This is a genomic window from Simonsiella muelleri ATCC 29453, assembly GCF_002951835.1.
In the GTDB taxonomy this organism is placed as follows: Bacteria; Pseudomonadota; Gammaproteobacteria; order Burkholderiales; family Neisseriaceae; genus Simonsiella; species Simonsiella muelleri.
The window spans coordinates 384,403-409,745 of sequence record NZ_CP019448.1 but is presented as its reverse complement, the minus strand read 5'-3'; the positions used below and the strand labels follow the sequence as shown (position 1 = coordinate 409,745).

Annotated in this window: 25 protein-coding genes, 2 tRNA genes and 1 pseudogene; 19 read left to right on the top strand and 9 right to left on the bottom strand. The window is 38.5% G+C overall.

Annotated elements, in window-relative coordinates:
- The first annotated feature begins 74 nt into the window (after positions 1-74).
- The 5 genes and pseudogenes from BWP33_RS02005 to BWP33_RS12805 all read left to right on the top strand — a co-directional run.
- Positions 75-551, top strand: coding sequence for a hypothetical protein (locus tag BWP33_RS02005; protein ID WP_002641041.1), 477 nt, complete (start codon positions 75-77; stop codon positions 549-551).
- Positions 552-892: 341 nt separating this feature from the next.
- Positions 893-2,119 (top strand): outer membrane protein, encoded by a 1,227-nt coding sequence (locus BWP33_RS02000; RefSeq protein ID WP_040628437.1) that lies wholly within the window; start codon positions 893-895, stop codon positions 2,117-2,119.
- Positions 2,120-2,347: 228 nt separating this feature from the next.
- Positions 2,348-2,869: an AAA family ATPase gene (locus BWP33_RS01995; protein ID WP_002641043.1), complete on the top strand. Its 522-nt coding sequence runs from the start codon at positions 2,348-2,350 to the stop codon at positions 2,867-2,869.
- Complete coding sequence (locus BWP33_RS12810; RefSeq protein WP_002641044.1) at positions 2,841-3,107, top strand: hypothetical protein; 267 nt, start codon at positions 2,841-2,843, stop codon at positions 3,105-3,107. Before BWP33_RS01995 ends, BWP33_RS12810 begins: the two co-directional genes overlap by 29 nt.
- A gap of 72 nt (positions 3,108-3,179) precedes the next feature.
- Positions 3,180-3,257 (top strand): annotated as a pseudogene (locus BWP33_RS12805) (phosphoesterase); the annotation flags it as partial.
- A 172-nt stretch (positions 3,258-3,429) separates the two neighbouring features.
- On the opposite strand, the gene BWP33_RS01985 reads toward BWP33_RS12805, so the two are convergent.
- The 9 genes from BWP33_RS01985 to BWP33_RS01945 all read right to left on the bottom strand — a co-directional run bounded on the left by BWP33_RS01985 (position 3,430) and on the right by BWP33_RS01945 (position 9,542).
- Positions 3,430-4,302: an ATP-binding protein gene (locus BWP33_RS01985; protein ID WP_002641045.1), complete on the bottom strand. Its 873-nt coding sequence runs from the start codon at positions 4,300-4,302 to the stop codon at positions 3,430-3,432.
- 26 nt (positions 4,303-4,328) lie between these two features.
- Complete coding sequence (locus tag BWP33_RS01980; RefSeq protein WP_104930285.1) at positions 4,329-4,769, bottom strand: AraC family transcriptional regulator; 441 nt, start codon at positions 4,767-4,769, stop codon at positions 4,329-4,331.
- A 13-nt stretch (positions 4,770-4,782) separates the two neighbouring features.
- On the bottom strand, positions 4,783-5,649 hold the full coding sequence (locus BWP33_RS01975) for a prephenate dehydrogenase (RefSeq protein ID WP_002641047.1): 867 nt from the start codon (positions 5,647-5,649) through the stop codon (positions 4,783-4,785).
- 40 nt (positions 5,650-5,689) lie between these two features.
- Positions 5,690-6,487 carry a 3'-5' exonuclease gene (locus tag BWP33_RS01970; protein ID WP_002641048.1) on the bottom strand — a complete coding sequence of 266 codons (798 nt, stop codon included), beginning with the start codon at positions 6,485-6,487 and terminating at the stop codon, positions 5,690-5,692.
- Between the two features lie 109 nt (positions 6,488-6,596).
- Entirely contained in the window at positions 6,597-7,511 is a 915-nt protein-coding gene (locus BWP33_RS01965; protein WP_002641049.1) for a MetQ/NlpA family ABC transporter substrate-binding protein, read from the bottom strand.
- A 50-nt stretch (positions 7,512-7,561) separates the two neighbouring features.
- Positions 7,562-8,227 carry a methionine ABC transporter permease gene (locus tag BWP33_RS01960; protein ID WP_002641050.1) on the bottom strand — a complete coding sequence of 222 codons (666 nt, stop codon included), beginning with the start codon at positions 8,225-8,227 and terminating at the stop codon, positions 7,562-7,564.
- A 53-nt stretch (positions 8,228-8,280) separates the two neighbouring features.
- A complete protein-coding gene (locus BWP33_RS01955; RefSeq protein WP_002641051.1) occupies positions 8,281-9,018 on the bottom strand; it encodes a methionine ABC transporter ATP-binding protein in 738 nt (245 codons plus the stop codon).
- 338 nt (positions 9,019-9,356) lie between these two features.
- A tRNA-Asp gene (locus BWP33_RS01950) sits at positions 9,357-9,433 on the bottom strand.
- Between the two features lie 33 nt (positions 9,434-9,466).
- Positions 9,467-9,542, bottom strand: a tRNA-Val gene (locus tag BWP33_RS01945).
- Between the two features lie 332 nt (positions 9,543-9,874).
- Here BWP33_RS01945 and BWP33_RS01940 point away from each other — a divergent pair.
- From BWP33_RS01940 to neuC, 14 genes are all read left to right on the top strand, one after another.
- Positions 9,875-11,050, top strand: a complete 1,176-nt coding sequence (locus BWP33_RS01940; RefSeq protein WP_040628443.1) for an efflux RND transporter periplasmic adaptor subunit — start codon at positions 9,875-9,877, stop codon at positions 11,048-11,050.
- A gap of 83 nt (positions 11,051-11,133) precedes the next feature.
- Entirely contained in the window at positions 11,134-11,457 is a 324-nt protein-coding gene (locus BWP33_RS01935) for a hypothetical protein (RefSeq protein WP_002641053.1), read from the top strand.
- 33 nt (positions 11,458-11,490) lie between these two features.
- A complete protein-coding gene (locus BWP33_RS01930; RefSeq protein WP_002641054.1) occupies positions 11,491-13,428 on the top strand; it encodes a MacB family efflux pump subunit in 1,938 nt (645 codons plus the stop codon).
- A 92-nt stretch (positions 13,429-13,520) separates the two neighbouring features.
- On the top strand, positions 13,521-13,940 hold the full coding sequence (locus BWP33_RS01925; protein ID WP_002641055.1) for a DciA family protein: 420 nt from the start codon (positions 13,521-13,523) through the stop codon (positions 13,938-13,940).
- A 229-nt stretch (positions 13,941-14,169) separates the two neighbouring features.
- The gene (gene azu / locus BWP33_RS01920; protein ID WP_002641056.1) at positions 14,170-14,751 is read left to right on the top strand and encodes an azurin; all 582 of its coding nucleotides are present in this window, start codon (positions 14,170-14,172) and stop codon (positions 14,749-14,751) included.
- 354 nt (positions 14,752-15,105) lie between these two features.
- Positions 15,106-16,317 carry an oligosaccharide flippase family protein gene (locus BWP33_RS01915; RefSeq protein WP_002641057.1) on the top strand — a complete coding sequence of 404 codons (1,212 nt, stop codon included), beginning with the start codon at positions 15,106-15,108 and terminating at the stop codon, positions 16,315-16,317.
- Between the two features lie 58 nt (positions 16,318-16,375).
- On the top strand, positions 16,376-17,320 hold the full coding sequence (locus tag BWP33_RS01910) for a glycosyltransferase family 52 (protein ID WP_002641058.1): 945 nt from the start codon (positions 16,376-16,378) through the stop codon (positions 17,318-17,320).
- Positions 17,317-18,288 (top strand): glycosyltransferase family 2 protein, encoded by a 972-nt coding sequence (locus tag BWP33_RS01905; RefSeq protein WP_002641059.1) that lies wholly within the window; start codon positions 17,317-17,319, stop codon positions 18,286-18,288. The genes BWP33_RS01910 and BWP33_RS01905 overlap by 4 nt, the downstream gene beginning before the upstream one ends.
- 39 nt (positions 18,289-18,327) lie before the next feature.
- Complete coding sequence (locus BWP33_RS01900; RefSeq protein WP_002641060.1) at positions 18,328-19,146, top strand: beta-1,6-N-acetylglucosaminyltransferase; 819 nt, start codon at positions 18,328-18,330, stop codon at positions 19,144-19,146.
- The gene (locus tag BWP33_RS12800; protein WP_002641061.1) at positions 19,147-21,192 is read left to right on the top strand and encodes an exopolysaccharide biosynthesis polyprenyl glycosylphosphotransferase; all 2,046 of its coding nucleotides are present in this window, start codon (positions 19,147-19,149) and stop codon (positions 21,190-21,192) included. It begins immediately after the preceding gene.
- Positions 21,193-21,225: 33 nt separating this feature from the next.
- Positions 21,226-21,855, top strand: coding sequence for an acetyltransferase (locus tag BWP33_RS01885; protein WP_002641062.1), 630 nt, complete (start codon positions 21,226-21,228; stop codon positions 21,853-21,855).
- Positions 21,852-22,895 carry an N-acetylneuraminate synthase gene (neuB, locus tag BWP33_RS01880; RefSeq protein WP_002641063.1) on the top strand — a complete coding sequence of 348 codons (1,044 nt, stop codon included), beginning with the start codon at positions 21,852-21,854 and terminating at the stop codon, positions 22,893-22,895. Before BWP33_RS01885 ends, neuB begins: the two co-directional genes overlap by 4 nt.
- Before the next feature lie 14 nt (positions 22,896-22,909).
- Positions 22,910-24,166, top strand: a complete 1,257-nt coding sequence (locus tag BWP33_RS01875; protein WP_002641064.1) for a cytidylyltransferase domain-containing protein — start codon at positions 22,910-22,912, stop codon at positions 24,164-24,166.
- Complete coding sequence (gene neuC / locus BWP33_RS01870) at positions 24,163-25,341, top strand: UDP-N-acetylglucosamine 2-epimerase (protein ID WP_002641065.1); 1,179 nt, start codon at positions 24,163-24,165, stop codon at positions 25,339-25,341. Before BWP33_RS01875 ends, neuC begins: the two co-directional genes overlap by 4 nt.
- The last annotated feature ends 2 nt before the right edge of the window (positions 25,342-25,343 follow it).

Sequence of the window (25,343 nt, the reverse complement as noted above, 5' to 3'; positions counted from 1 at the left end):
CAATAAAATAAAGGCTGCCTGAAAAGAGAATTTCTGTTTTCAGGCAGCCTTTATCGCTTGAAAAGGAATTTAACATGAAACAACCTATTATTTTGGCAACATTTTTATTAACAGCATCATTGTCCGCTTGGGCGTTGAATCAGGAGAATTTTTACGGCGAATGGCGTTACGATGCTGCCGCACCTGCATCCGAACGTCTTCCAGAGACAATTGACATTGAGGAACGCGATGGTACACAACGTCCTCATTCGCGCTGTGGTAAATTTGAGACACTCACATTTTCGGAAGCGACAGGCAGCGAGATTGCTGAAGATTTAGCCGAACAAATGCCCGAAGTATTGGGGTTTAGCCAAGAGCCTGAATTTATTGATTATGCAGATTTTTCGCGCAGTGCTGCCAAGTGGTTCAAGCCGAATCAAACCTATCAGATTGCGGCATGGAATTGTGGCGATGTGGGTGGAAATTATTATTTTGTGGATACGAAACGCGGCGTGGTTACGTCTGCAGGAGTGGAAGATAAAGATACATTTGTTATGGAAATTTCACGGTAGATTCAGTCATTCATTTTCAGTCAAGACCTTTGTCAAGCTTTCAAAAATGGAAATTTTTAAAATTTTATCTAATTGATATATAATAATTTTAATTTCTTGTTTTAGCTGAAAATAGGTTTTTTACAAAGGTTTTGACCTACATAAATCAACTTACTTCGGCAAAAAGCATCAAAATGTAAAAAAACAACAAAATTATTGATATATATTAATATATTGTTTTTTATATAGAATAAATTGATTTAGCTAAATAGAGATACAGAATTAATAAATTTGGGCTATTCAATTGATGTAATATTCGGTTAAAATAAAGCTATTCTTCTAAACACATGAAAGTAACAAGCATGAAAGCCATAAAAATTCTATCAACTGTCGCTGTTTTAAGCGCATTATTTGTATCAATGACTGCTAAAGCAGATATGGTTACTGACGCGCACGGTAACGTGGGTTACGACACGGCAGCCGAGTGTGATGCTGCCGTTGCTTCGGGGACTGCTCGTTTCTACACGCCATTCACACATAAAGCTCCTTTGAAACGCAAAGGCGAGGTCAAAGTACAAACCGCCACTTTAAAAGACATGGGCGAACAATATGCGCGTGGTGCTTGTGATGTGGGCGTGGGTCGACGCATGGGTCGTGAAGGTGTTTCCACTGTTTTGCAAGGCAAATTCATTCCATTTAGCCCTGAAATGCCTGTGAATGTGTACACAGATAAATCAGGCAGTGCGGTTCGTATTACCATGGCACAATGTGATAACTGGTTCTCTGGTAGCGCACCACGTCCAGTAGCATTGGTAAGTGCACCCGTTGCATCTGCGCCAGTTTCTACAGTTGAAGAAGAAGTTGCACCTGTTGTTGCGCCTGCTGCGCCTGCATTTGCTGCGAAACCATATGTATTCGGTACATTAGGTGCATTGCGTGCAGGTACGAAAGCAACTTATGCAGGTCCACAAAATATTTATGGCGTATCTAATGATAATGATACACGTTTTGCTGGTCAAGTAGGTTTTGGTACTCAGTTTAATGACTGGTTGGGTGCTGAATTATTCTATACTGGCTCTGCTCCACACAAATTTGATTCTACTGCTTATTTGGGTAATACAACTAATTCAGATTTAAAAACAGCTGTTGATAAAGGTTGGATTGCTGGTACACAAAATTATGTGAATGAGACTCAACAGCACACCTACGGTGCACGTTTAACTTTGGGTAAAAATTTGACTGATAAATTCCGCTTATTTGCCAAAGGTGGCGTTGCTGGTACAACCATGAAAATTGAAGAAGTAACAGGTGGTCAAAGCAGCAATAGTTCGCCAAATCTCATTAATTCAACAGTGCAATCTGGTTTGAATAGTGTAAATGGTGCAGTTAAAAACAAATTAAAAGGTCAAAAAGGTACGTTTGCTCGTGCTACTGCTGGTATTGGTGCGACTTATAACCTGAATGATAAATTAGCGGTTCGTGGTGATTACGACCATTATTTCAAGAAAAATTACGATCACAATGGTCATACGTACACTGCTAAAGGTAAACACTACGTTGGTGTGGGTATACAATACAATTTCCGTTAATTAATTGAATAGACAAATATTGAAATAATTAATAACAGGCAGCCTGAAGTGACTTTAGGCTGCCTGATTTACTAGGAAATTTTTTCCATATTCATCCAAATTTGTATCAAAACCTTTTTATGATAGCATTATCAGCTTGCTTAGGCAGTCTCGGTCGTATTATCCTGAAACGACTATATTTTTCAGGCAGCCTGAACTTTAAAAGACATCAAAAACAGAAAGATGAAAATGCAAAAATTTATTTTATTACGTGGACATCAAGGCTCTGGAAAATCCACATTCGCCAGCGAAAAAATTGCTGAATTCCAAAATGCTTATCCGCAAGCAAAAATTTATCATATTGAAAACGATAAAGAATTAACTGATGCAAATGGTATGTACCAATTTAACACCGAAAAACTAGCCGCTGCACAACAAAAAGGCATGGCAACGCTAAAAAATGCACTGAAATTCGGACAACAGAACCAAACAACCAACATTTTAATCATCAATTCCAACACCAACCAAAAAGCCAATGCTTGTCGAACATTATTGGATTTGGCAAATAAATATGGTTTTAAAACAGAAGTTTATCGTTTACACAATTTTTATCCGAATTTGCATCGTGTGCCAGAACACGAAGTTTTGGCGGCGTATCATCGTTTAAATCAAAATCGTGTGAGAAATGAAATTCATGTTCCAGCCACTTGCCCAATTTCTGCCGAACAGCAAGCCGAAATTGATGAAATGGAAAAATTTCAGGCTGCCTGAAAACCACCCAAGCTATGGAGCAGATTTTGACGGTAAAACGCTGTTTTCCACCACAGGTTCACTGGACAGCGATTTTGCAAAAATGGTAGAAACTCATTGTTTTAAATATGAAAATATTTTTCATGATTATCCCAATCATACATTTTTATTTGAGATTTGTGATCCATCTGATGTGCATATTATCCGCGAAAATTTCGGTAAAACGTTGATTGGCGTAGTGGAAGTGGCGACAACATAAACAAACGTTTAATCAATTGACGCAATTGGATAAAATTAAATTTATTCAAGCATTTCTACGGAAAAATTAAAAATGGGGAAAATCTTTTTTACATCGGATTTGCATTTTTCGCACCGCAATATTGTGAAGTTTTGTCCGACTTTTCGTCCAAAAACCACATTCTGCTTTGGATAAGAAAAAACTCTTTACGCCACACGAATGGCTTGAGGATTGTTTTTTCAATAAATGTGTAAACAACACTTGTGATTCTTAGAACCTGTATTCACAGCTTCGCACCAACTGAAACAAAAATCCATTTCACGTTGGCTGTGAATACAGGTTCTTACAAAAATACTTCACGCTCTTCAGGCAACCTACCTGCCCAATCGCAAGCAAATTGGTATGCCGTCCGCCCCGAACGACTACCACGCATCTGCGCCCAATTCAACGCCGCATGACGCGCTTTTTCATCTAACGGCAATTTGAAATCCGCCAACCAATTCTCGACCGCCGCCAAATAATCATTTTGGTCAAAAGGATAAAAACTTAACCACAAACCAAATCGGTCGGACAACGACACTTTTTCTTCCACCGCTTCTTTTGGATGAACTTCGCCAGCGTTGCCAACATTGTCCGCCATGTATTCGGGCATCAGGTGGCGGCGATTGGAAGTCGCGTACACCAGCACATTATCCGCACGGCGCGACAAACTGCCATCTAATGCGGTTTTCAAAGCTTTGTAACCATCTTCGCCATCTTCAAAAGACAAATCATCACAAAACACAATGAATTTTTCCGAACGCTCTGCTAACAAAATCAATAACACTGGTAAAGTCGCTAAATCGTGTTTGTCTACTTCAATCAGGCGCAAACCACGTTCCGCATATTCGTGCAATAATGCTTTGATAAGTGAAGATTTTCCTGTACCACGCGCCCCTGTCAATAGCACATTATTAGCTGGTCGCCCCGACAAAAATTGTTCGGTATTGCGAATTAATTTATCCATTTGCGTACCCACCGCCGCCAAACGTGATAACGGAAACGTGTGCGGACGTGGTAAACCTTGCAATACACCCGCATTGCCCATTTTTTGCCAACGAAACGCAATGCTGTTCGCCCAATCAGGTTCGGTTAATTCAGGAGGCAAAATCGCGTCCAAGCGTCTTAACACGGATAAAGCTTGTTTAACTAATTTTCTAATATATTGAATTTTCATGATTTTTATTCCTTACCACCTATTTTCTATCCTATTTTGCCAACGTAAATTTGCCCTGAACCATTGACTGAATGCGTTTCAAAATCGGTGGTAAAACTACGCTCCAATTCATCATTTTGTTCAATGAGTTGCCATGTCGAAAAACGGTTTTCAGGCTGCATATCGTCCAAATCATAGCGATAATAATCTTGCGCTGGCAACAGTGTTTCACGGGCAAACGGTACTTCTGGCAAATCTTGTGCCACAATTCTACCCAATGTAATCAATACCTTATTTGGTTCAGCATCATGGTATTGATAAACACAATACACCGTCAACGTGAATGATGGCAAACGTGCCGCCTTGTCGTCCACCCAACGCGTCCATAAATTCGCCAAAGTCCCGTGAACGTCTACTAAATCACATTTTGCTTGAATACCCATGATTCGCATGGGTGCATGTAACGTACTGATTGTTTTCATCATCATTCCTATTTTATGATTAATGAGATTGTCCCCAAATTTCACGGACTTGCTTAGCTTCGGCAAAATAGCGGTAGAGTTTTTCCACATCTTGATTATGTAAACACGTTTGCAAATACGCAAGTTGCGCCAAATGTTCAGATAATAATTTCAATAAATTATCCCGATTTTCCAAAGTAATATCCGTCCACATTTGTGGATGGCTGGCAGCAATACGTGTGAAATCTCGAAACCCCGAACCCGCAAATTGCAAATATCCTGCCCCCTGTGGGTTGTCCAGCATTTGATGCACATACGCAAACGCAAATAAATGTGGCAAATGCGACACCGCCGCCATCACTTTATCATGTTCTTCTGCTGATAATTCATACACTTGCGCACCAACTGCTTGCCACAAAGTCTCCATCTTTTTCAGGCTGCCTGAAGATTGATTGTTGTGAGGACATAAAATTACTTTTTTCTGTTTAAACAAGCCAGTATGGGCGGAAACTGCCCCACTTTTGTCTGAACCCGCAATCGGGTGTGCTGCGACACAATGTGCCAAATGATTGGGTAGAAATTGCATAAATGCAGACATTGCCGACATTTTTGTGCTGCCAACATCGCTAATAATCACTTCAGACGGTAAAAATTGCGCCAACTGCCGACAAATTTCAGGCAGCGTTGCCACAGGCGTCGCCAACAAAACCAAATCCGCATCGCCCACCGATTGTGCGCTAATTTTAGATTCCGCGCGGTCAATCACGCCTAACGCCAACGCATCACGCAAATTTTGTGCATTCACGTCCACACCCACCACCGTTTGCACCAAACCGCGTTGCTTCAAATCCAACACAAATGAGCCGCCAATCAGTCCGACACCAATCAAAGTTAATTGTTTTATCATGATTATTTTGCTAATTATGTTTTCAGGCTGCCTGAAATAATCAATCGCCTTCCCATGCTTCTAAAAACTCTGCCCAATGCGGTTTGTCATCGGCAATGTCAAATAAATGCTGGCGTAATTTTTCCACTTCGTTATCATATTCAGGACGCGTGATTGCGCCACTCATCAAACGAAAACGCAGAAACATCAAATAAGTATTCGCCACGTCCGTTTCGCAATAATCGCGAATTTCACCAATTTTGCCTTCTTGATATGCAGACCAAACTTGACTGCCGTCCATGCCCAATTTACCCGGAAAACCACAAATTTTGGACAATTCGTCTAATGGTGCATTGGCGCGTCCCGTGTACAACGCCAACAAATCCATCAAATCGCAATGGCGGTTATGGTAGCGGCTGATGTAATTATTCCATTTAAAATCTTTGCTGTCGAGGAAATCGCCTTCGCCCATGTCCCAATAGCGTGCTGCCTGAATACCATGTACCAAAGCGCGATAATGCAACACAGGTAAATCAAAGCCACCACCATTCCAACTGACTAATTGCGGTGTGTATTTGTCAATTAATTTGAAGAAATCGTCAATCATATCGGCTTCATTGCTGTCGGATTTGCACAGCGTGCCAATGTGGATTTTGTCGCCCCAACGCAAACAACACGAAATCGCCACCACTTGATGCAAATGATGAGGCATGAAATCGTTGCCTGTTTTAGCGCGGCGTTGTTGGGCGGCATACTCCACTACTTCGGCATTGGTTAGCGTTTCGGGCAATTGATTTAAAACGCGAATAGCTCGCGCATCAGGAATGGTTTCAATATCAAAAGCTAAAATTGGCGTCATGGCAAAGTTCACATTTTTTAGTCAAAAGACTATTTTAACAAAATTAACAAAATTCAGGCAGCCTAAAAAATTCCCTAGAATTTCAGGCTGCCTGAAAAAATGATGTGGATTATTTTACGGCTGAGGCAGTTGATGCGGCTTCCGCGACTGCGCTAGCGGCGGCATTTTCGCCCCAAACGGCTGGATATTTATAGCCCGCAAATTTGGTTTTCGCATACGATTTGAATTCATCTGAATTATAAGCATCTGTAACGTCTTTAACCCATTTACTGTCTTTGTCGGCAGTACGCACGGCAGACCAGTTCACATAAGCAAAACTAGGCTCTTGGAACAATGTTTCGGTTAATTTCATGCCACTTGACATCGCATAATTACCATTTACAATCGCAAAATCCACGTCTTGGCGACTACGCGGTAAATTTGCCGCTTCCATTTCTACCAATTTGATGTTTTTTGTGTTTTCTGCAATATCGGCTTTACTCGCTTTCAAGGGATCTACATCGCCTTTTAATTTAATCCAGCCCAATTCATTTAACATCACTAACGCGCGCGCAAAATTAGATGGATCATTTGGGACAGACACGGTAGAACCGTTTTTCACTTGGTCAAGCGCAGTCAATTTGCCACCATACAAACCCAATGGCGCGGTTGGCACTTGAAATACTTCGGTCAAATCCAATTTATGTTCGGCTTTGAAACCATCTAAATATGGTTTGTGTTGGAAAATATTGATATCAATCGCATTTTCTGCTAAGGCTTTATTAGGGGTAACATAATCAGGGTATTCGGTAATGGTTACTTTATAGCCTTTTTTCTCCAACATGGGTTGAATTTGGTCGCGTACCATGTCGCCAAAATCACCAGGAGTCGTACCAAAACGAATTTCCGCTTTTTCCACCACAGGTGCAGTACCTGACGCAGGTGTGGTTTCTGGCGTAGGTTTGGCGGCTTCTTGCTGACCACCACAAGCCGATAACGCCAACGCAATCACACCAGCCAAAGATAATTTAAATACTGAATTCATGTTATTCTCCAAAAAAACAAAAATAAAAAAGATTTTTTCAGGCTGAAAATTTACCGCTTATTCAATTTTGCCGACAACGTATTGCCAATGGTTTGAATCACGACCACCATCACCGTCAAAATCACCACCACCACCGCCATCACATCAGGCATATAACGTTGATGTCCGTAACGAATGCCCAAATCCCCAATACCACCACCGCCAATCAAACCCGCCGCCGCACTTTCACCGAGCAACGCAATCATCAAAATGGTAATGCTCAACACTAACCCCGAACGCGCCTCACTTAATAATACATTGAAAATAATAGTTTTAGGTGATGCACCCATGGCTTGCGCAGCTTCTACGACACCGCGTGGGACTTCTTTCAAATTTTGCTCCACCAGTCGCGCAAAATAAAAACTGCCGGCCGTACTCAACGCGACGCACGCCGCCCCCCAACCAAACGAAGTCCCGACAATCAAGCGCGTTACAGGCATCAACACAATCATCAAAATCACAAACGGGAACGAACGCATAAAGCTAACCAGTGAACTCATCACACGATTCATCAATGCGTTTTCAAAAATTTGTCCGCGTCCACTGGTGTACAACCACACGCCCAACAATCCGCCCAAAATCACACTAATCAGCGAAGACACACTGACCATCATCAACGTTTCGCCAATGGCTTGATAAAAATCAGATTTTAATTTAATAATGTTTTCAAAATTCATGGTGTTATTTCTTTAAAAATACTTTCAGGCTGCCTGAACACGTCAAATCAATATCAATCATCACGTAATAATTCTTGTCCAATTTCGGATTGTGCCAAAATCACGCCATTTTTTACGTCCGCCACTTCTAGCAATTTTCCTTGATGCAACAAAGCAGTACGATGACACAATTTACGAATCACGCTCATTTCATGCGTTACAATTACAATGGTAACCTTGAAACGCTCGTTAATTTCTTTCAGGCAGGACAATACGCTACGCGTGGTAATCGGGTCAAGCGCGGAAGTTGGCTCGTCCGCCAAAATCACTTGCGGATTAGGTGCCAGCGCACGCGCAATGCCGACACGCTGCTTTTGTCCGCCTGACAATTGCGCGGGATAATGATTGGCGCGTTCGGTCAAATCCACGATTTCCAAGCACTCCGCCACACGTGCATCAATTTTCGCCTTATCCCAGCCCGCAATTTCCAACGGAAATGCCACATTTTGTGCTACTGTGCGATTGGATAACAAATTAAATTGTTGAAAAACCATGCCAATTTTTTGTCGCGCTTGACGCAATTGGGCTTCGGACATGGCAGTTAAATTTTGCCCATTAATTAACACGCTGCCTGAATCAGGTCGTTCCAACACATTGATTAAACGCAACAATGTGGATTTTCCTGCACCCGAGTAGCCCATTAAGCCGAAAATTTCGCCTTGTTCAATGGTTAAACTGGTTGGTTCTACGGCGGTAAACCATTTTTTATCGCGCGTTTGAAATTTTTTGCTAACTTGTTCTAATGTAATCATTTTATTTAAAATAATAAAGCCCGATGCGCGGACACAACGGGCGGAAAATCAAATCGCTTAGCTGTAACCCGCAAACGTTGAAATCGGTCTGTCTCAGTAAATCAGTAAAAGCGCGATTTAACGCTATTAGTTAAAAAGTGTCAAGACACTTTCATTCTATATGATATAGCTTTCAGATTGAAACCGTTATAAATTCCTATCTTTGGTGCATTTTTCTAACGCTTTAAAATATTTCAGGCTGCCTGAAAAATCAGGCACCCAAATTTCTAGAACAAAAAAAACCCTTGACTAAAAAAGTCAAGGGAGTAAATGTAAAAAGGATTATCAATGAATGAATTTGGCGCGGTGGACGGGGCTCGAACCCGCGACCACTGGCGTGACAGGCCAGTACTCTAACCAACTGAGCTACCACCGCTCAACCAATCGCCGTTAAAGCGACTGACGAAAATGGTGGGTGATGACGGAGTCGAACCGCCGACATTCTGCTTGTAAGGCAGACGCTCTACCAACTGAGCTAATCACCCAAATTCACTTCGCTGCATCAGCGAAGACCGTATTAAACCAAATTTACCCAAACTGCACAAGTGTTTTCTTCAATTTTTTTTACTTATTTTGATAATTTTTTGTTTTATTATGAAATTTATTTACGCTATTTTTCGGACTGAATACAAGTTAATAAAATGATGAGTTATGTAATTCTGATTTTAGGTAAATCAAAATTATGTAAATTGTAAAGATAAAATTCATTTAATATTAATTAATTGCAACTTGTAGTTTGGCTACTCAATCTTGGTTCACCACTAAAAATCGGTTATGATGCACACCATTCTAAATTTGAGAGACGATGCGATTTAATATGAAAAAATTAATTAAATCATTAATTATTATTGCCATTATTGGCGGGGCAGCTTGGTTCGGTTATGGCAAAATGAAACCCAAAAACGAAGTTTCTTACATTACTGAACCCGTGCAACGCGGCAAAATCAGCCAAACCGTTTCCGCTACTGGCGAAATTTCCGCCACCAATTTAGTGGATGTCGGCGCGCAAGTTTCGGGACAAATTAAACGAATGCACGTCAAAATTGGCGATGAAGTCAAAACTGGTGATTTAATTGCCGAAATTGATAATGTTACGCAAGTGAATGAAGTTAATACAAAAAAAGCACAATTGGAAACGTATCAAGCACAATTGGCTTCCGCAGAAGTCGCCGTAAAAATCGCACAACGCAAATATGACCGCTACAAAGGCTTATTACAACAAGGTGCTGTTTCTCAAGAAGAATTTGAAACAATTGAAGACACGCTGGTAACCAACCGCGCCAAAATCAAAGAATTACAATCGTCTATTCGTCAAACGCAAATCGCTATTAATACCGCTGAAAAAGATTTAGGCTACACACGCATCACAGCACCGTCTGACGGTACAGTCGTGGCTCTGGTCGTGGAACAAGGACAAACCATTAATGCCAGCCAAACTTCACCAACAGTCGTACAAATCGCCAATTTAACCAGCATGACCAATAAAATGCAAATTGCAGAAGGCGATGCAACCAAAGTCAAGGCAGGACAAAATCTCAGCTTTACCATTTTATCCGAACCTGATGCGCCGATTAGCGCAACTTTGGACAGTATTGACCCCGGTTTAACCACCATGTCGCAAGGTTCGTACAGCAAATCCACCGACACTACGTCTAACGCAATTTACTATTATGCGCGTGCGATTGTACCCAATCCTGAACGCAAATTATCCATTGGTATGACCACGCAAAATACCATTGAAATCGCATCTGCTGAAAATGTCTTAACCGTGCCAACTGTAACAATTAAATCACGTGATGGTAAAAAATTCGTTCGCGTTTTAGGTGCAGACAATAAACCTATTGAAAAAGAAGTTCAAACTGGCTTAAAAGATGATATGAATACCGAAATCAAATCAGGTTTAGCAGAAGGCGATAAAGTCATTATGTCGGAAATGGGTGCAGCAGAAAAAGCCGAACAAAACAATCAAAATATGGGACCTCCACGTATGTAATTTTTCAGGCAGCCTGAAAAATGGTAGATGCGCTACCCACAATCCAACGTATTTTCCGATAACCGAATTTAAAGATGTCTGCCATGAATCTCAAATTATTTTTACCAATTTTATTAACCACGTTGACCGCTTGCCAAAGCATTTCAGGCAGCCTGAAAACAGTCGATGTATACCGCTCTGATAATGCACGCCAATGCGAAAAAAATTCAGGCATCACCCCCGAAACCATGCGACGCGATTTGGGCGATATTCACGTTTATCAAATGCGTAAAGATTATTTGCGCGGCATGATGTTCCCGACCGTTTGTGGCGGTGCAACAGGCAGCGTGAACGTTTATACAATTGATGGGGATAAAGTTCAGGCAGCACAAGCTCGTGGATTCGGTGTTTTTCAGAATAAAAAATAGTTTCAGGCTGCCTGAAAAATCAGAGTAAAAAATATGTCATTAATAGAATGCAAAAACATTAACCGCTATTTTGGTGAAGGCGAAAACCGAGTTCACATTCTCAAAAACATCAATTTGACGATACAAAAAGGTGATTTTGTCGCCATCATCGGGCAATCGGGCTCGGGGAAGTCTACTTTGATGAATATTTTGGGTTTACTGGACACACCCACAAGCGGAACCTATTCCATTGCTGGCACGGAAACCTCCAAAATGTCAGTAGACGAATTGGCAGCCATGCGCCGTAAACGATTTGGCTTTATTTTTCAACGATATAATTTATTAAGCTCCATTTCAGCGCGAGACAACGTGGCGTTGCCTTCTGTGTACGCAGGTTTAAGTCATGCAGAACGCAATGCCCGTGCAGATTTATTGTTGGACAAATTGGGGTTGAAAGGCAAAGAAAAAAACAAACCCAGCGCGTTATCAGGTGGTCAGCAACAACGTGTTTCCATCGCCCGAGCGTTAATGAACGGCGGCGAAATCATTTTCGCGGACGAACCCACTGGCGCACTGGATTCAGGCAGCGGCGAAACCGTGATGCAAATTATTCACGAGCTTTACGCCGAAGGACACACCATTATCATGGTTACACACGACCCCCAAATCGCCGCACAAGCCAATCGCGTTATTGAAATCAAAGACGGCGAAATCATTTCCGACACCAGCAAAACCACCGAAATCAACCCCAGCAACGTCCAAGCCATTCAAGAAAAACACGGTTTGAGTTTTTACAAAGACCAATTTTCTGAAGCGTGCAAAATGTCTGTACAAGCGATTGTGGCGCATAAAATGCGCTCTTTATTGACCATGCTTGGCATTATTATCGGTATTGCGGCGGTGGTTTCCGTTGTGGCGTTGGGCAAAGGTTCGCAAGAAAAAATTCTTGCCGACATCAACAGCATGGGGACAAATACCATCAGCATTTACCCCGGTAAAGGTTTTGGCGACAGGCGTTCAGGCAAGATTAAAACGCTGACGGTTGCCGACAGCCAAGCCATTTCAAAATTAAATTATGTCGAAAGTACCACACCATCTGTCAACTCCAGTGGCACATTGACGTATCGCAACACAGATTTATCCGCCAGTATGAACGGTGCAGGCAGCCAATATTTTGATGTGCGCGGTTTGAAATTAGACAAAGGACGCTTATTTAATGATGAAGATGTACAAGAAAATGCACAAGTCGTTGTTATTGATGATAATACTGCGAAAAAATTGTTTACCGATGGTCAAAATCCATTAGGTAAAGTCGTGTTATTCAAAAAACGCCCCCTAACCGTGATTGGCGTATTGAAAAAAGATGATAATCCATTTGGCGGTTCAGACAGCCTGAATTTGTACACGCCCTATACCACTTTGATGAACCAAATTTCAGGCAGCAAATTCATCAGTGGCATTTCAGTGAAAGTCAAAGACAATATTGATTCGCAAATCGCCGAAAAAGGCATCAAAGAACTGCTGCTATCGCGCCACGGAACGGAAGACTTTTTCATGTTTAACAGCGATAGCATCAAGCAAACCGTTGAATCCACAACAGGTACCATGACCATGCTGATTTCATCTATTGCATTGATTTCATTGGTAGTCGGTGGTATTGGCGTAATGAACATTATGCTGGTATCGGTTACCGAACGCACAAAAGAAATCGGCGTTCGCATGGCAATTGGCGCACGTCAAAACAATATTTTGCAACAATTTTTGATTGAAGCGATTTTATTGTGTGTCATTGGTGGCATTTCGGGTGTGTTGATTTCGTTTGGGATTGGTGTAATTTTTGATTATTTTGTCAAAGATTTTGCGATGTCATTTTCAACAGGCTCAATTGTTGGTGCGGTATTGTGTTCTACAGCAATTGGGGTGGTGTTTGGCTATATGCCTGCGAAAAATGCCTCCAAACTCAATCCAATTGATGCGTTAGCGCACGATTAATTTTCAGGCAGCCTGAAAAATAAACGCTATTTTAATCTTATTCATAAATTAAATATTTTTTCAGGCTGCCTGAAAAATAAAATAAAATCACTATGCAACTCAATCAAATCGCCAAACACGACCAGCAGCTCTGTCATTTATTACAGCAAGCACAATATTTTCAATCTATTAATCAAAAAGTGAAACGATTATTGCCACCGAATATTGCGCCACATTTTCGTGTGGTGTGCATTCGCGATGGCAAGTTAATTCTGCACGCCTCCAGCAGCATGGCAGCAACGCGCCTAAAAATGTTGCTACCTGCATTATTGATTCAATTGCAGAATTTGGATAATCAAATTTTAGATTATCAAATTAAAGTATTACCTGAAAACCCACCTAATTCACATGAAAAAAATTTTCATATTCCTGAATCTGCTTTAGTGGCATTCAGCCAAACTGCACAACAAATGGCGCATCACCCTGCGCTACACGATGCTATTTGTAATTTAGTTAAACATCATAAAAAATAGAATCTGAAACCTTTACAAAACCTTAGAACCAGTGTTCGTAAGGTTGATAACTTGACTTTATTGATAATTTTTGCGAATACAGTATAGTTTAAAGCAATATCATCACTTGTCATTAAGTTAATAAATAAATTTTCTTGATTTGCATTAACAGAAAGGTGTATGATTCCTACATATTACCCGATAGGTAATGATGTTAATCCATTTGAATATTTCTTGATAGGAAAAAATGATGAAAACCTATTTAGCTCTGATTACTGCAACCGCTTTGGCTTTAACTGCTTGTAATAATGAAAAACCCGCTGCACCTGTTGCAGAAACTGCGGCGGTGGCTGCATCTAACGTAGCAACTGCGACTGCAACCGCTGCATCTGCTGTTACTGAAGCAGCCAGTAACGTGGCGACAGCTGTTGCATCTGCAAGCGATGAATGTGCAGTAACCATCAACAGCGATGATAAAATGACATTTGATACCAAAGAATTAAACGTCAAATCAACTTGTACCAATTTCACTTTGACTTTGAAACACACAGGTACACAACCTAAGGCAGGTATGGGTCATAACGTTGTGATTACCAAAGCTGCTGATAAAGATGCGGTTTTGGCTGATGGTGCTGCTGCTGGTGCAGATAAAGATTACATCAAACCTGATGATGCTCGTGTGGTGGCAGCAACCAAATTAATCGGTGGCGGCGAAAGTGATACCATCACATTCCCTGTAAACAAATTGGCAAAAGGCGAAAGCTATGTGTTCTTCTGCTCTTTCCCTGGTCACGTTGCCATGATGAGTGGTAAAGTGAATTTGGTTGATTAAGCAAAGTCATTTCTGTTAACTGCATTAAAGTAATTAGATAGACTTCTGACAAAACCTTTGAGCCGTATTGGGTCAAAATTTTGTGAGAAGTCTCGTTTTTTCTGTGATTGGGCAAAATATAATCGTTTAAATTTAATTCGCCATCATAAAAAATTATTCCCGACGACTGTTACCCAAAATGCCTCCACAAATCAGCATCGCCATCACATAATGTGCTGTAATACATACTACCTGACTATTGCCACTTTAAAAAACTTTGGTTAGCATAATCTCACATTCCATATATACAAAAAATTATCTGTATAATTGTCTATTTTACCTTATTTCTGCAATATTTTTCAGGCAGCCTGAAACATGAAAATCCTAAAAGACAGTGCAATTTATCTATTTGGCGAATTATTTGCCAAAGCCCTACCCTTTTTATTGTTGCCCTATTTAACGCGCAAATTAGGCGCGGCGGGTTTTGGTGAAATGTCGTATTACCAAACCATTTTGTCCTTGTGTGCGCTGGCGTTTGGTTTGAGCCAAGACGGTGCATTGGCACGCTATTTTTATTTTTACGGCAAACGCAATATGCCCAATGTGATGGTAACAGGATATCTATACACATTCACGCTGACGGCAATCAGTTTGCTGTTTGCGTGGTATCAACAATCGTGGATTTTGGCGATTGTGATTTTGGCGGCAAGTAGTCAAACACTGCTGGGTACGCAGTTGGCGTGGCGGCAATGCCAGAAACGTGCGTTTGCTTACACATTGATTCAAATTGGCAGTGGCGCATTAGGCGCGGTGCTTACCATTGTGCTGTTAGAATGGATGTCTAATCAAATGATTTTATGGCGATTTATGGCGTTATTATTGGCAAATGCGGTGGTGGTATGCGTGGCGTATGGCTTGACACGTCATGAAGCACGTCCGCGTTTGAGTTGGCGAAAATGCCAATTGTCGGCGCGTTATATTTTCGCATTTGGTTTACCGCTTTTAATGCACCACGCAAGCGGATTTATAAAAGGTCAATTGGACAGAATTTTGATTTATCAACAATATTCTGCTGAACAATTAGGTGTCTACGCTGCTGCCTTGCAAATTGCAAGCATTTTGAGTGTGCTGTTGATGTCTGTGAATAAAGCCACTATACCTTATTATTATCAATCACTTAAAAAAGGCAGCCTGAATTCTACCAAAGTCCGGAAATACGCGCTAACCAGTTTGTTGATTGCGCCGATGCCTGCTGGTTTTGCGTTTATGCTGCCCGAAAAATTCATCACATGGTTACTGGGTGCTGGTTACGTGGGAACGCATCATTATTTATGTCTGTTTTTGTTGGGTTTTGGCTTAACGATTCCTTATTTCTTACTCGTTAATTATTTGTTTTATTATGGAAAAAATAAACTCATTGCCAGTATTTCTCTCCTATCTACAAGCGCGTATCTGATTGCTTTATTCACAGCGAATCAGTTTGGTCTCAAATGGATACCATTGGCGATGATTACGGGCAACATTGCCATTTTGCCCATTTTGTATTATTTTGTGCGCGATTCTCGCCATGTTTCAATAAATCATTAACATGCTATATTTTCAGGCTGCCTGAAAATAGGGTAGGTAATTTGTCCAATTGATTATCATGAAAAATTTATTCATCTGCTTAACACCATTACAATCACTGATTGCTCAATCACTTATCCGCAAAACCGCGCCTACGCCAGCCGATTTATTGATGATTTGCTACGCCGAAACCGACAACGCTAAATTCCGCCATTATTACCAAGAAACCGCTCAATTATGCCAATATGCACAATTTATTCGCATACCACAAAATACATGGTTACGCGAAATTACATTGCCATTCATTACTAAAAATTTATCAAAACAATATGATACCATTTACGCCGCCAGCATAGACAACCCAAATGTCCAATATCCACTCAGTCATTTATCTTTTAAAAAATTAGAAACTTTTGACGATGGAACTGCCAATCTTTACCCCGATAGCATACTTTATCAAAATCAAAAATATGGAAAAAAATCAAAAATAATCAGAAAATTACAAGGTATTTGCTACACCACCGAAGACTTGCGCAAACTATCCAGCGCACACCACACACTCTACCCCACACAAAAAAACATCGTCAGTCCCACCATTGCACTAAAATTGTGGCAAAATAGCGCGTTTTTGTCCGATTCAGGCAGCCTGAAAACCCAAAAAATCTTGCTCGGACAACCATTATTTGACGAAACCGCAGACAACATCAGCCTATTCCAATCGCTATTACAATGCACCCAAGCTGATGCCTATTTCCCCCACCCACGCGAGTCGTATCGCTTATTGAATGCTAATTATATTGATACTCCATTGATTTTTGAAGATTATTTATTAAAACGAATTCAGCAAGAACCACACACCAAATTCCACATTTACCACGTTGCCAGTACCGCCGCGCTTAACGTTGTCGGATTTCCGCACACCCAAATTCACGCTATCCGCCCACCACACGCTTTATTTCAACGCGAAAGTTTTAATTATCTATATGATTTAATGGCAAAAATGAATATTGAAATCCAAACATGATGACCGCCACTTTATCCATTATTATTCCTTGCTACAACGTTGAAGATTACGTTCAGGCAGCCTTACAATCCATTTTAGACAATACGTCTAAAAAATATCATAACCGCTTGCAATTACTGATTATTAATGACGGTTCAACCGACCAGACATGGGATAAAATTCAAGAATGGCTAATAAATTTAGATAATTTGTCTATTTCTTATCAATTAATTAATCAACCAAACGCAGGTTTATCCGCCGCACGTAATGCAGGCATGGCACAAGCCACAGGCAACTACTGGTTATTTTTGGACAGTGATGATATTTTTATCAATCAAGCCATTGATAAAATTATTAATATTCTTGATGAACACGCGCCCGATATTGTGGAATTTGACACCACCAAATTCACAAAAAATACATTTGAAAACCAAACAATGTATGCAAATTATTTTGCTAAAATCGCGCATTTGGATTTTACTCGCCATCGTTTGGCGGCATTTGAAGAAAATCGTTGGTATGTTTGGACACGCTGTTATCATAGAAAATTATTTGAAAATCAAGAATTTGAGTCAGGAAAACTATTCGAAGACATGATGACCATTCCCTACTGCTATTTAGCCGCCACCAATATTTTCAAGCTGCCTGAAAGCCTAATTGGTTATCGCCAACGCGCCACCAGCATTTTGGCAACACTTTCACATCGCCATTTAAGCGATTTGTATTGGGGTGTAGAAAAGGCCATCGCTGCCGAAAAAAATTATCCTACATTTAAAACTGAACTCACTGTTTTACAATTAAAAAATTGGCGATTAATTGTAGCGGAAAGCATCAAAATTTTCTTACGGACACACAAATTAGCATATTTACGTCATGTCCAAAATTTCCGTACACAAATGCGACAAAAACATCAGCGCGATTTTGGTTGGCAATTGTGCTATTTTGGTAGCATTATGATTAAAAGATTATTAAAAAAACCATTATATTAATCACTTACGTTTTTCAAAAATAAAATGAATAGAAAAAATATGAATCACGCTTATTTGATTTTGTGCCACACGCCGCCTTACCATATCGCTACACTTGCAGCAAGAAATCCAACACATCATTACTATATTCATTATGATTTAAAATCACCAATAATAAAGTTGAATTTTTTGCATAATCATTCAAATGTACATATTTTACCGAATCGTGTGGCGATTCATTGGGGCGGATTTAGCATGATTTTGGCGACTTTGAATTTGTTTCAGGCAGCCTTAGCGCAACCAAAAAACCAATATTTTCATTTAATGAGTGGTGATTGTATCCCATTGATTTCATCAGAAAAACTAAGTAATGCGTTTGCCAATAAACCTGATGGCACGTTATTTTTACAATGTGAAAATGTACCACGTTTGCGCCACCGAATGCGCTTTAATGCCCCCCATGCCGATACTCATTGGCAACGCAGTATTTTCGGAAGAATTATCACAAAAATCATACAATTAGCTGACTACATCATACCCAGTGAACTCATTGGCTGGCGTGGTAGCCAATGGTTTTCGGCTGACCGTGTTGCATTACAAAATTTATTTGATGAAAGTTTGGGTGATTCCTCTGATTATTTTGCAAAAAAATTGGTTCCAGATGAACATTTTTTTCAATATATTGTGAAAAGGCTGCCTGAAAAATTTAATTTAATTGAAGATGATCATCGATTTATTCGATTTAATGACACAGCTAATCATCCTGATTTTTTATCGTTAGATGATTTGTGGGCAGCGCAAAGAAGTGGTGCGTGGTTTGCGCGTAAAGTATCGCCACAAAATGCTGCTCGTTTTTTAGAATATGAGACTGAAATTTAAATGAAATTTTCCGTTTTAATGTCTTTGTATCACGCGGAACAACCTGCTTTTTTGCGTGAATGTTTAACCAGTTTGCAAGCCCAAACGCGGCGTGCAGATGAAATTGTGATGGTATTTGATGGCGCAATTTCGTCTGAATTGGAACAAATTGTTTTGGATTTTCAGGCTGCCTTAAATATTCATATTTTCAGGCTGCCTGAAAACGTGGGCTTGGGAAAAGCCTTAAATTATGGAATAACTCATTGTTCATACGAATATATTTTTCGTATGGACACTGATGATGTTGCCATGCCTAATCGCTTTGAAGCACAATGTCGCTACTTAGAAACCTACCCTGAAATTGGTTTGCTAGGTACACAAATTGCGGAATTTGACCATAATCCCTACCACACACAAACATCACGCAATGTGCCACTCAATCATCATCAAATCATTGAATTTTCAAAGAAGCGTAATCCATTTAATCACATGACAGTTGCGTATCAAAAATCAGCCGTGCAGCAAGCAGGTGGTTATCAACATCATGTTTTTATGGAGGATTATAATTTATGGCTGCGAATGTTAGCAAATGGTGTTCAGGCAGCCAATTTGCCTGAAACGTTGGTTTTAGCACGAACAGGAATGAGCATGCTGGAACGGAGGCGCGGATGGGCATATATTCGCAGTGAATGGCAATTATATAACCTAAAAAAGCAGTTAGGAATTACTAATATTTTCATTTCATTATATTATTTTATAATACGTAGCTTTGTTCGCCTGTTACCCTTAAGTATATTAAAGAAACTCTATATATCTATTAGATCGCCACGCAAAATGAAACAAATCACATTAAATCTAAGATACAGTATAATTGGTTTAATTTTAACCAGCATCGTATTATCACTTTATCTTTCGCAAAAAGACATTCATTTTACTGATATTAAAATTATTAACAGTTTCAGTATTTCCTATATTTCATATTTATTGACCACTATTTCATTGTATAAATTGCGTACTTTTCCAGGTAACCAAAGTTGGCTACACGTTTTGCCAACAGTTGGTATCACATACAGTATTGTTTTTGGTATTGTTGGTATATTTTTTGTTACATTTTCCAATAGTTTTGTTTTTGCCAGTGGTATATTTTCTGCATTATTTTTCAGTTTTGATTTTTGGCGACAGCAACAAAATACACCGTCTATTGCTTATATTCCATTAGGAGAAGCCGAGCAAGCTGCGCATTTACCGAATGCCACTTGGATTAAACTGGCGCAACCCATGCTGCCTGCAACACCTATTCAGGCAGTAGTTGCAGATTTGCATAGCATTGAATTAAGTAAAGATTGGCAGAAATTTTTGGCAAATTGCACACTTTTACAAATCCCTGTATATAATATACGACAAATTGAGGAATCTTTAACAGGTAGAGTCAAAATTCGGCATATGCACGAAAATGATTTGGGTTCATTATTGCCTTCGCCTATTTATATAGTAATAAAACGTTGGTTGGATATCTTATTGGTTTGTATTTCGTTACCAATTACTCTTCCAATTATGATATTTACCGCCATTATCATTTATCGTGAAGACAAAGGAAAAATTTTATTCACACAAAAACGAATTGGACAAGGTGGAAAAGAGTTTACTATCTATAAATTCCGTAGTATGGTTAGCGATTCTGAAAAAGATGGCGCAAAATTCGCTCAAACCAATGACGAACGCATTACAAAAATTGGTAAGTTCATTAGAAAAACCAGAATTGATGAGTTACCGCAATTTTTTAATATTTTAAAAGGTGATATGAGTTTAATTGGACCACGTCCTGAACAAAAAGTTTTCGTAGAACAATTTGAACAAGCCATTCCATTTTATAATTATCGTCATATTGTTAAACCGGGGTTATCGGGTTGGGCACAAGTAACACAGGGTTACGCCAGCGATACTGAAGAAACACAAGTAAAAATTGAATATGATTTTTACTATATTAAGAATTTTTCATTTTTATTGGATTTGGTTACCATTGCCAAAACAATTAGAATTATTATGACGGGATTTGGGGCTAGATAGAATTTGATAAATAATAGAAGGAATAATAACACAATGAGAAAAAAGGTTATTTTTATTGGTGCAGGAGGATATGCTAAGTCTGCTTTAGATTCTCTAGATTCTGATGTATACCAATTATGTGGATTTATTGATAATATTAAACCGATTCATTCTCTACATCTTGGCTATCCTATTGTTGCTGATTCAATAGAAAACTTTTTACCATATCAGGATTATGAATATTTTATCAGTATTGGTAATAATATACATCGTTATGATAAATTTAGAAAATTACAAGATTTAAATTGTAAAATTATTAGTATTATTGATAAAACTGCTTTAGTTTCCATTCATGCTGAAATTGGCATTGGAACTTTTATAGGCAAAATGGCGATTGTCAATAGTGGTGCTAAAATTGGGAATAATGTCATTATTAATACTCGAGCATTAATTGAACACGGTTGCCAAATACAAAATCACTGTAATATTTCTACTAATACAACCCTTAATGGTGATGTTCTTGTGAAAGATTTTTGTTTTATTGGTAGTTCTAGCGTTGTTAATGGGCAATTGCATATAGGCCAGCATTCAGTTATTGGTGCTGGAGCAGTTGTTATTAAAAATGTTGAGCCACATACTATTGTAGCAGGTGTACCTGCAAAATTTATTAAGGAAAACAAATGACCAATCATGTTTTTATTGTTGCTGAAATCGGTTGCAATCATAATGGCGACCCAGAATTAGCGAAAAAAATGGTAGATGTTGCGAAATCTTGTGGTGTAGATGCTGTAAAATTTCAAACCTTTAAGGCGGATAAGCTAATTTCTAAGTATGCCCCTAAAGCTGAATATCAAAAAGAAACCACTGGTACTGCTGATTCGCAATTAGAAATGACGCGCAAATTAGAATTACCTTACAATGAATTTCGTAAATTAGAGCAGTATGCACGTTCTTTAGGTTTAGAAGTTTTTTCTACACCTTTTGATATGGAATCCATTGATTTTTTAGCAGGTGAGAAACAGAAAATTTGGAAAATTCCATCTGGTGAATTAACTAACCTCCCCTATTTAGAAAAAATTGCTCGTTTACCGATTGATGGGAAAAACATTGTTATTTCAACAGGTATGGCAACGATTGAAGAAATTCAGGCAGCCTTAAATGTATTGGAAAGCAATGGTATGGCAAAAAAAGATATTACTATATTGCATTGTAATACAGAATATCCAACACCTTATGAGGATGTCAATTTAAATGCATTCCATCAATTAAAAAATATTTTTGCTGATTATAGTTTGGGTTTTTCAGACCATTCAGTAGGTTATTTTGCTGGTATTGCTGCAGTTACTTATGGTATTACTTTTATTGAAAAGCATTTTACACTGGATAAAAATTTTGAAGGGCCAGACCATAAAGCATCAGTTACCCCTGAAGAATTGGCTTTATTATGTCAAGGTATTCGTGCAGTAGAAAAATCATTAGGTTCATCTGAAAAAATTGTTACTCAATCAGAAGCAAAAAATAAGATTGTTGCGCGTAAGTCTATTATCGCATCACGCCCAATAAAAAAAGGGGAAATCTTTACTGTAGAAAACTTAACTACCAAACGTCCAGGAAATGGTATTAGCCCGATGTGTTGGTACGATATTCTAGGTAAAGAAGCTCAAGCTGATTTTGAAGAAGACGAATTGATCTCAGATAATCGATTTGAAAATCAACCAGTATAAATAAAGATTGAAATATGAAAAAAATTGCCATTATCACTGCTCGTTCTGGATCAAAAGGTTTGCCTAATAAAAATGTTTTATTAGTAAATGGTAAACCTTTGATGGCGTATTCCATTGAGGCTGCATTAGAAAGTCAATTATTTGATAAAGTTATTGTTAGCACAGATTCTCAAGAATATATTGATTTACTCAATCATTATCCGATTGAGTTTATTAAACGTGCAGAACATTTAGCCAGTGATACGGCAAGTTCATTTGTTGTTTTAGAAGATGTGTTAACTCGTTATTCAAATTATGATTATTTCGTCTTATTGCAGCCTACTTCTCCACTACGAACAGCGCAACATATTCAGGAAGCCTGTTCCAAATTTGAAGAACAAAGTGAACAATTTGATTTTTTGGTTTCAGTAACCAAGAGCGATAAATCTACAGCACTGATTAAACCAATTGAAGCAGATGGTAGTCTGAAACATTTTCAATTAGATTATTCCAATTACGCACGACAAAAGCATTTAACAGAATATGCCCCAAATGGTGCAATTTTTATTGCTAAACCTGCTGCCTATTTAAAACAAAAGCATTTTTTTGGTGCTAAATCTTTGGCTTATATGATGGAAAAATCTGTTTCTATTGACATTGATGACTCACAAGATTTTGAATATTTTTATTTTTTAATGCAGCAAAAAAATAAAGATAGCTTGCTTCTAGAAAATATAAAAAAAGATATTTTATATAAACGCTATGTTTTAACTAAAAATCATGACATTGGTCTAATTGGTCATTCTATTTTTGCTCAATGGGATATTGAACATCTGAATAATCAATCTATAGGAAATTTTGCTATTTCAGGAATAACAATACAGCAATATAATGACTATGTTTTAACGCAAAAAATAAAAATACCCAATAAAATCCTTATTTTTTTGGGTATCAATGACTTAAGAAAAAATAATTATCATTTACAAAAAATAATAAATAACCTTGAACAATTAATTGAAAATATTAGAGTTCAAAACCCCGTAGCTCAACTGTATTTTTTAGAATGTTTACATACAGCATTTAGAATAGATTGTCATACAGATTTAATTAATGAATTTAATTCAGCAATTCGACCAATTTTACAAATAAATAATATTATATTTATTCAATTAAATCGATATTTTACCAATCAATACGGTAAATTAGATTTAAAATACAGTTATGATGGCTTACATCTAAATGAACAAGGTTATCAATTATTAACTGAAATTTTAGAAAAAGAATTATCATGAAAAAAAAGATTGCATACATTACAGGTTCACGCGCCGAATATGGTATTGTAAAACGTTTGCTTGCAAAATTACAAGCCGATGAAACGTTAGAATTTTCACTTATCGTTACCGCTATGCACCTTGCGCCGCAATATGGCAATACTGTAAAAATAATTGAAAAAGATGGTTTTCATATTGCAGCTAAAATTCCACTCACATTAAATAGTCAAAATAATCAAACCATTATTTACTCTATGGCCGAATGTCTAGATGCTTTCGGTACACATTTCCAACAAAACCATTATGATGCAATTATGGTATTGGGCGACAGATATGAAATGATGGCAGTTGCCACAGCTGCTGCTATGCATAATATTCCTATTATTCATCTGCATGGTGGAGAACAAACATTAGGTAATTATGATGAATTTATCCGCCATTGCATTACTAAAATGAGTCGCTTACATTTAACTGCAACCGAAGAATATCGCAATCGCGTCATTCAACTAGGAGAACACCCCGATACCGTGTATAATATCGGCTCATTGGGTGCGGAGAATGGTTTATGTTTGAGATTGCCTGAAAAACAGGAACTTGCCCAAACAATTGGCTTGCTGGATAAACCATATTTTATGGTGGTTTTTCACCCAGAAACACTTAATCATTATTCAGTGATTGATCAAGTAAATACCTTACTGGAAGCATTGGATAATTTCAAAGCCGATTACGATTTTATTTTTATTGGTTCAAATTCTGATACACATTCAGATAAAATATTTTTGCGTATACAAGAATATACCCAAGAAAATCAATTTCGCTTTTTTACCTCTGTAACACCTGAGAATTATTTAGCATTAATTAAATATTCACAAGGCATTATTGGTAATAGCTCTTCGGGTTTGTTGGAAGCACCTTCTTTTCATGTTGGTACGATTAATATCGGTAATCGCCAACAAGGGCGTGTGCGTGGAGAAAGTGTGATTGATGTACCAATTAATACCAGCAGTATCATTTTTGCAATTAATCAATTGTTATCAGCTGACTTTCAGCTCAGGCTGCCTGAAATGAGTAATCCGTATTATCAAAATAACACGATGGAACAATCTTATCAGGTAATTAAACAATTTTTAGATGATGGTTTAAAAAATATTGAACCTAAGTCTTTTTTTGATATTATTTTTGATATTATATTTTAATT

Coding starts and splice junctions, on each gene's coding strand:
- BWP33_RS02005 (WP_002641041.1), top strand. CDS start 75: ATGAAACAACCTATTATTTTGGCAACATTTTTATTAACAGCATCATTG.
- BWP33_RS02000 (WP_040628437.1), top strand. CDS start 893: ATGAAAGCCATAAAAATTCTATCAACTGTCGCTGTTTTAAGCGCATTA.
- BWP33_RS01995 (WP_002641043.1), top strand. CDS start 2,348: ATGCAAAAATTTATTTTATTACGTGGACATCAAGGCTCTGGAAAATCC.
- BWP33_RS12810 (WP_002641044.1), top strand. CDS start 2,841: ATGAAATGGAAAAATTTCAGGCTGCCTGAAAACCACCCAAGCTATGGA.
- BWP33_RS01985 (WP_002641045.1), bottom strand. CDS start 4,302: ATGAAAATTCAATATATTAGAAAATTAGTTAAACAAGCTTTATCCGTG.
- BWP33_RS01980 (WP_104930285.1), bottom strand. CDS start 4,769: ATGATGATGAAAACAATCAGTACGTTACATGCACCCATGCGAATCATG.
- BWP33_RS01975 (WP_002641047.1), bottom strand. CDS start 5,649: ATGATAAAACAATTAACTTTGATTGGTGTCGGACTGATTGGCGGCTCA.
- BWP33_RS01970 (WP_002641048.1), bottom strand. CDS start 6,487: ATGACGCCAATTTTAGCTTTTGATATTGAAACCATTCCTGATGCGCGA.
- BWP33_RS01965 (WP_002641049.1), bottom strand. CDS start 7,511: ATGAATTCAGTATTTAAATTATCTTTGGCTGGTGTGATTGCGTTGGCG.
- BWP33_RS01960 (WP_002641050.1), bottom strand. CDS start 8,227: ATGAATTTTGAAAACATTATTAAATTAAAATCTGATTTTTATCAAGCC.
- BWP33_RS01955 (WP_002641051.1), bottom strand. CDS start 9,018: ATGATTACATTAGAACAAGTTAGCAAAAAATTTCAAACGCGCGATAAA.
- BWP33_RS01940 (WP_040628443.1), top strand. CDS start 9,875: ATGAAAAAATTAATTAAATCATTAATTATTATTGCCATTATTGGCGGG.
- BWP33_RS01935 (WP_002641053.1), top strand. CDS start 11,134: ATGAATCTCAAATTATTTTTACCAATTTTATTAACCACGTTGACCGCT.
- BWP33_RS01930 (WP_002641054.1), top strand. CDS start 11,491: ATGTCATTAATAGAATGCAAAAACATTAACCGCTATTTTGGTGAAGGC.
- BWP33_RS01925 (WP_002641055.1), top strand. CDS start 13,521: ATGCAACTCAATCAAATCGCCAAACACGACCAGCAGCTCTGTCATTTA.
- azu (WP_002641056.1), top strand. CDS start 14,170: ATGAAAACCTATTTAGCTCTGATTACTGCAACCGCTTTGGCTTTAACT.
- BWP33_RS01915 (WP_002641057.1), top strand. CDS start 15,106: ATGAAAATCCTAAAAGACAGTGCAATTTATCTATTTGGCGAATTATTT.
- BWP33_RS01910 (WP_002641058.1), top strand. CDS start 16,376: ATGAAAAATTTATTCATCTGCTTAACACCATTACAATCACTGATTGCT.
- BWP33_RS01905 (WP_002641059.1), top strand. CDS start 17,317: ATGATGACCGCCACTTTATCCATTATTATTCCTTGCTACAACGTTGAA.
- BWP33_RS01900 (WP_002641060.1), top strand. CDS start 18,328: ATGAATCACGCTTATTTGATTTTGTGCCACACGCCGCCTTACCATATC.
- BWP33_RS12800 (WP_002641061.1), top strand. CDS start 19,147: ATGAAATTTTCCGTTTTAATGTCTTTGTATCACGCGGAACAACCTGCT.
- BWP33_RS01885 (WP_002641062.1), top strand. CDS start 21,226: ATGAGAAAAAAGGTTATTTTTATTGGTGCAGGAGGATATGCTAAGTCT.
- neuB (WP_002641063.1), top strand. CDS start 21,852: ATGACCAATCATGTTTTTATTGTTGCTGAAATCGGTTGCAATCATAAT.
- BWP33_RS01875 (WP_002641064.1), top strand. CDS start 22,910: ATGAAAAAAATTGCCATTATCACTGCTCGTTCTGGATCAAAAGGTTTG.
- neuC (WP_002641065.1), top strand. CDS start 24,163: ATGAAAAAAAAGATTGCATACATTACAGGTTCACGCGCCGAATATGGT.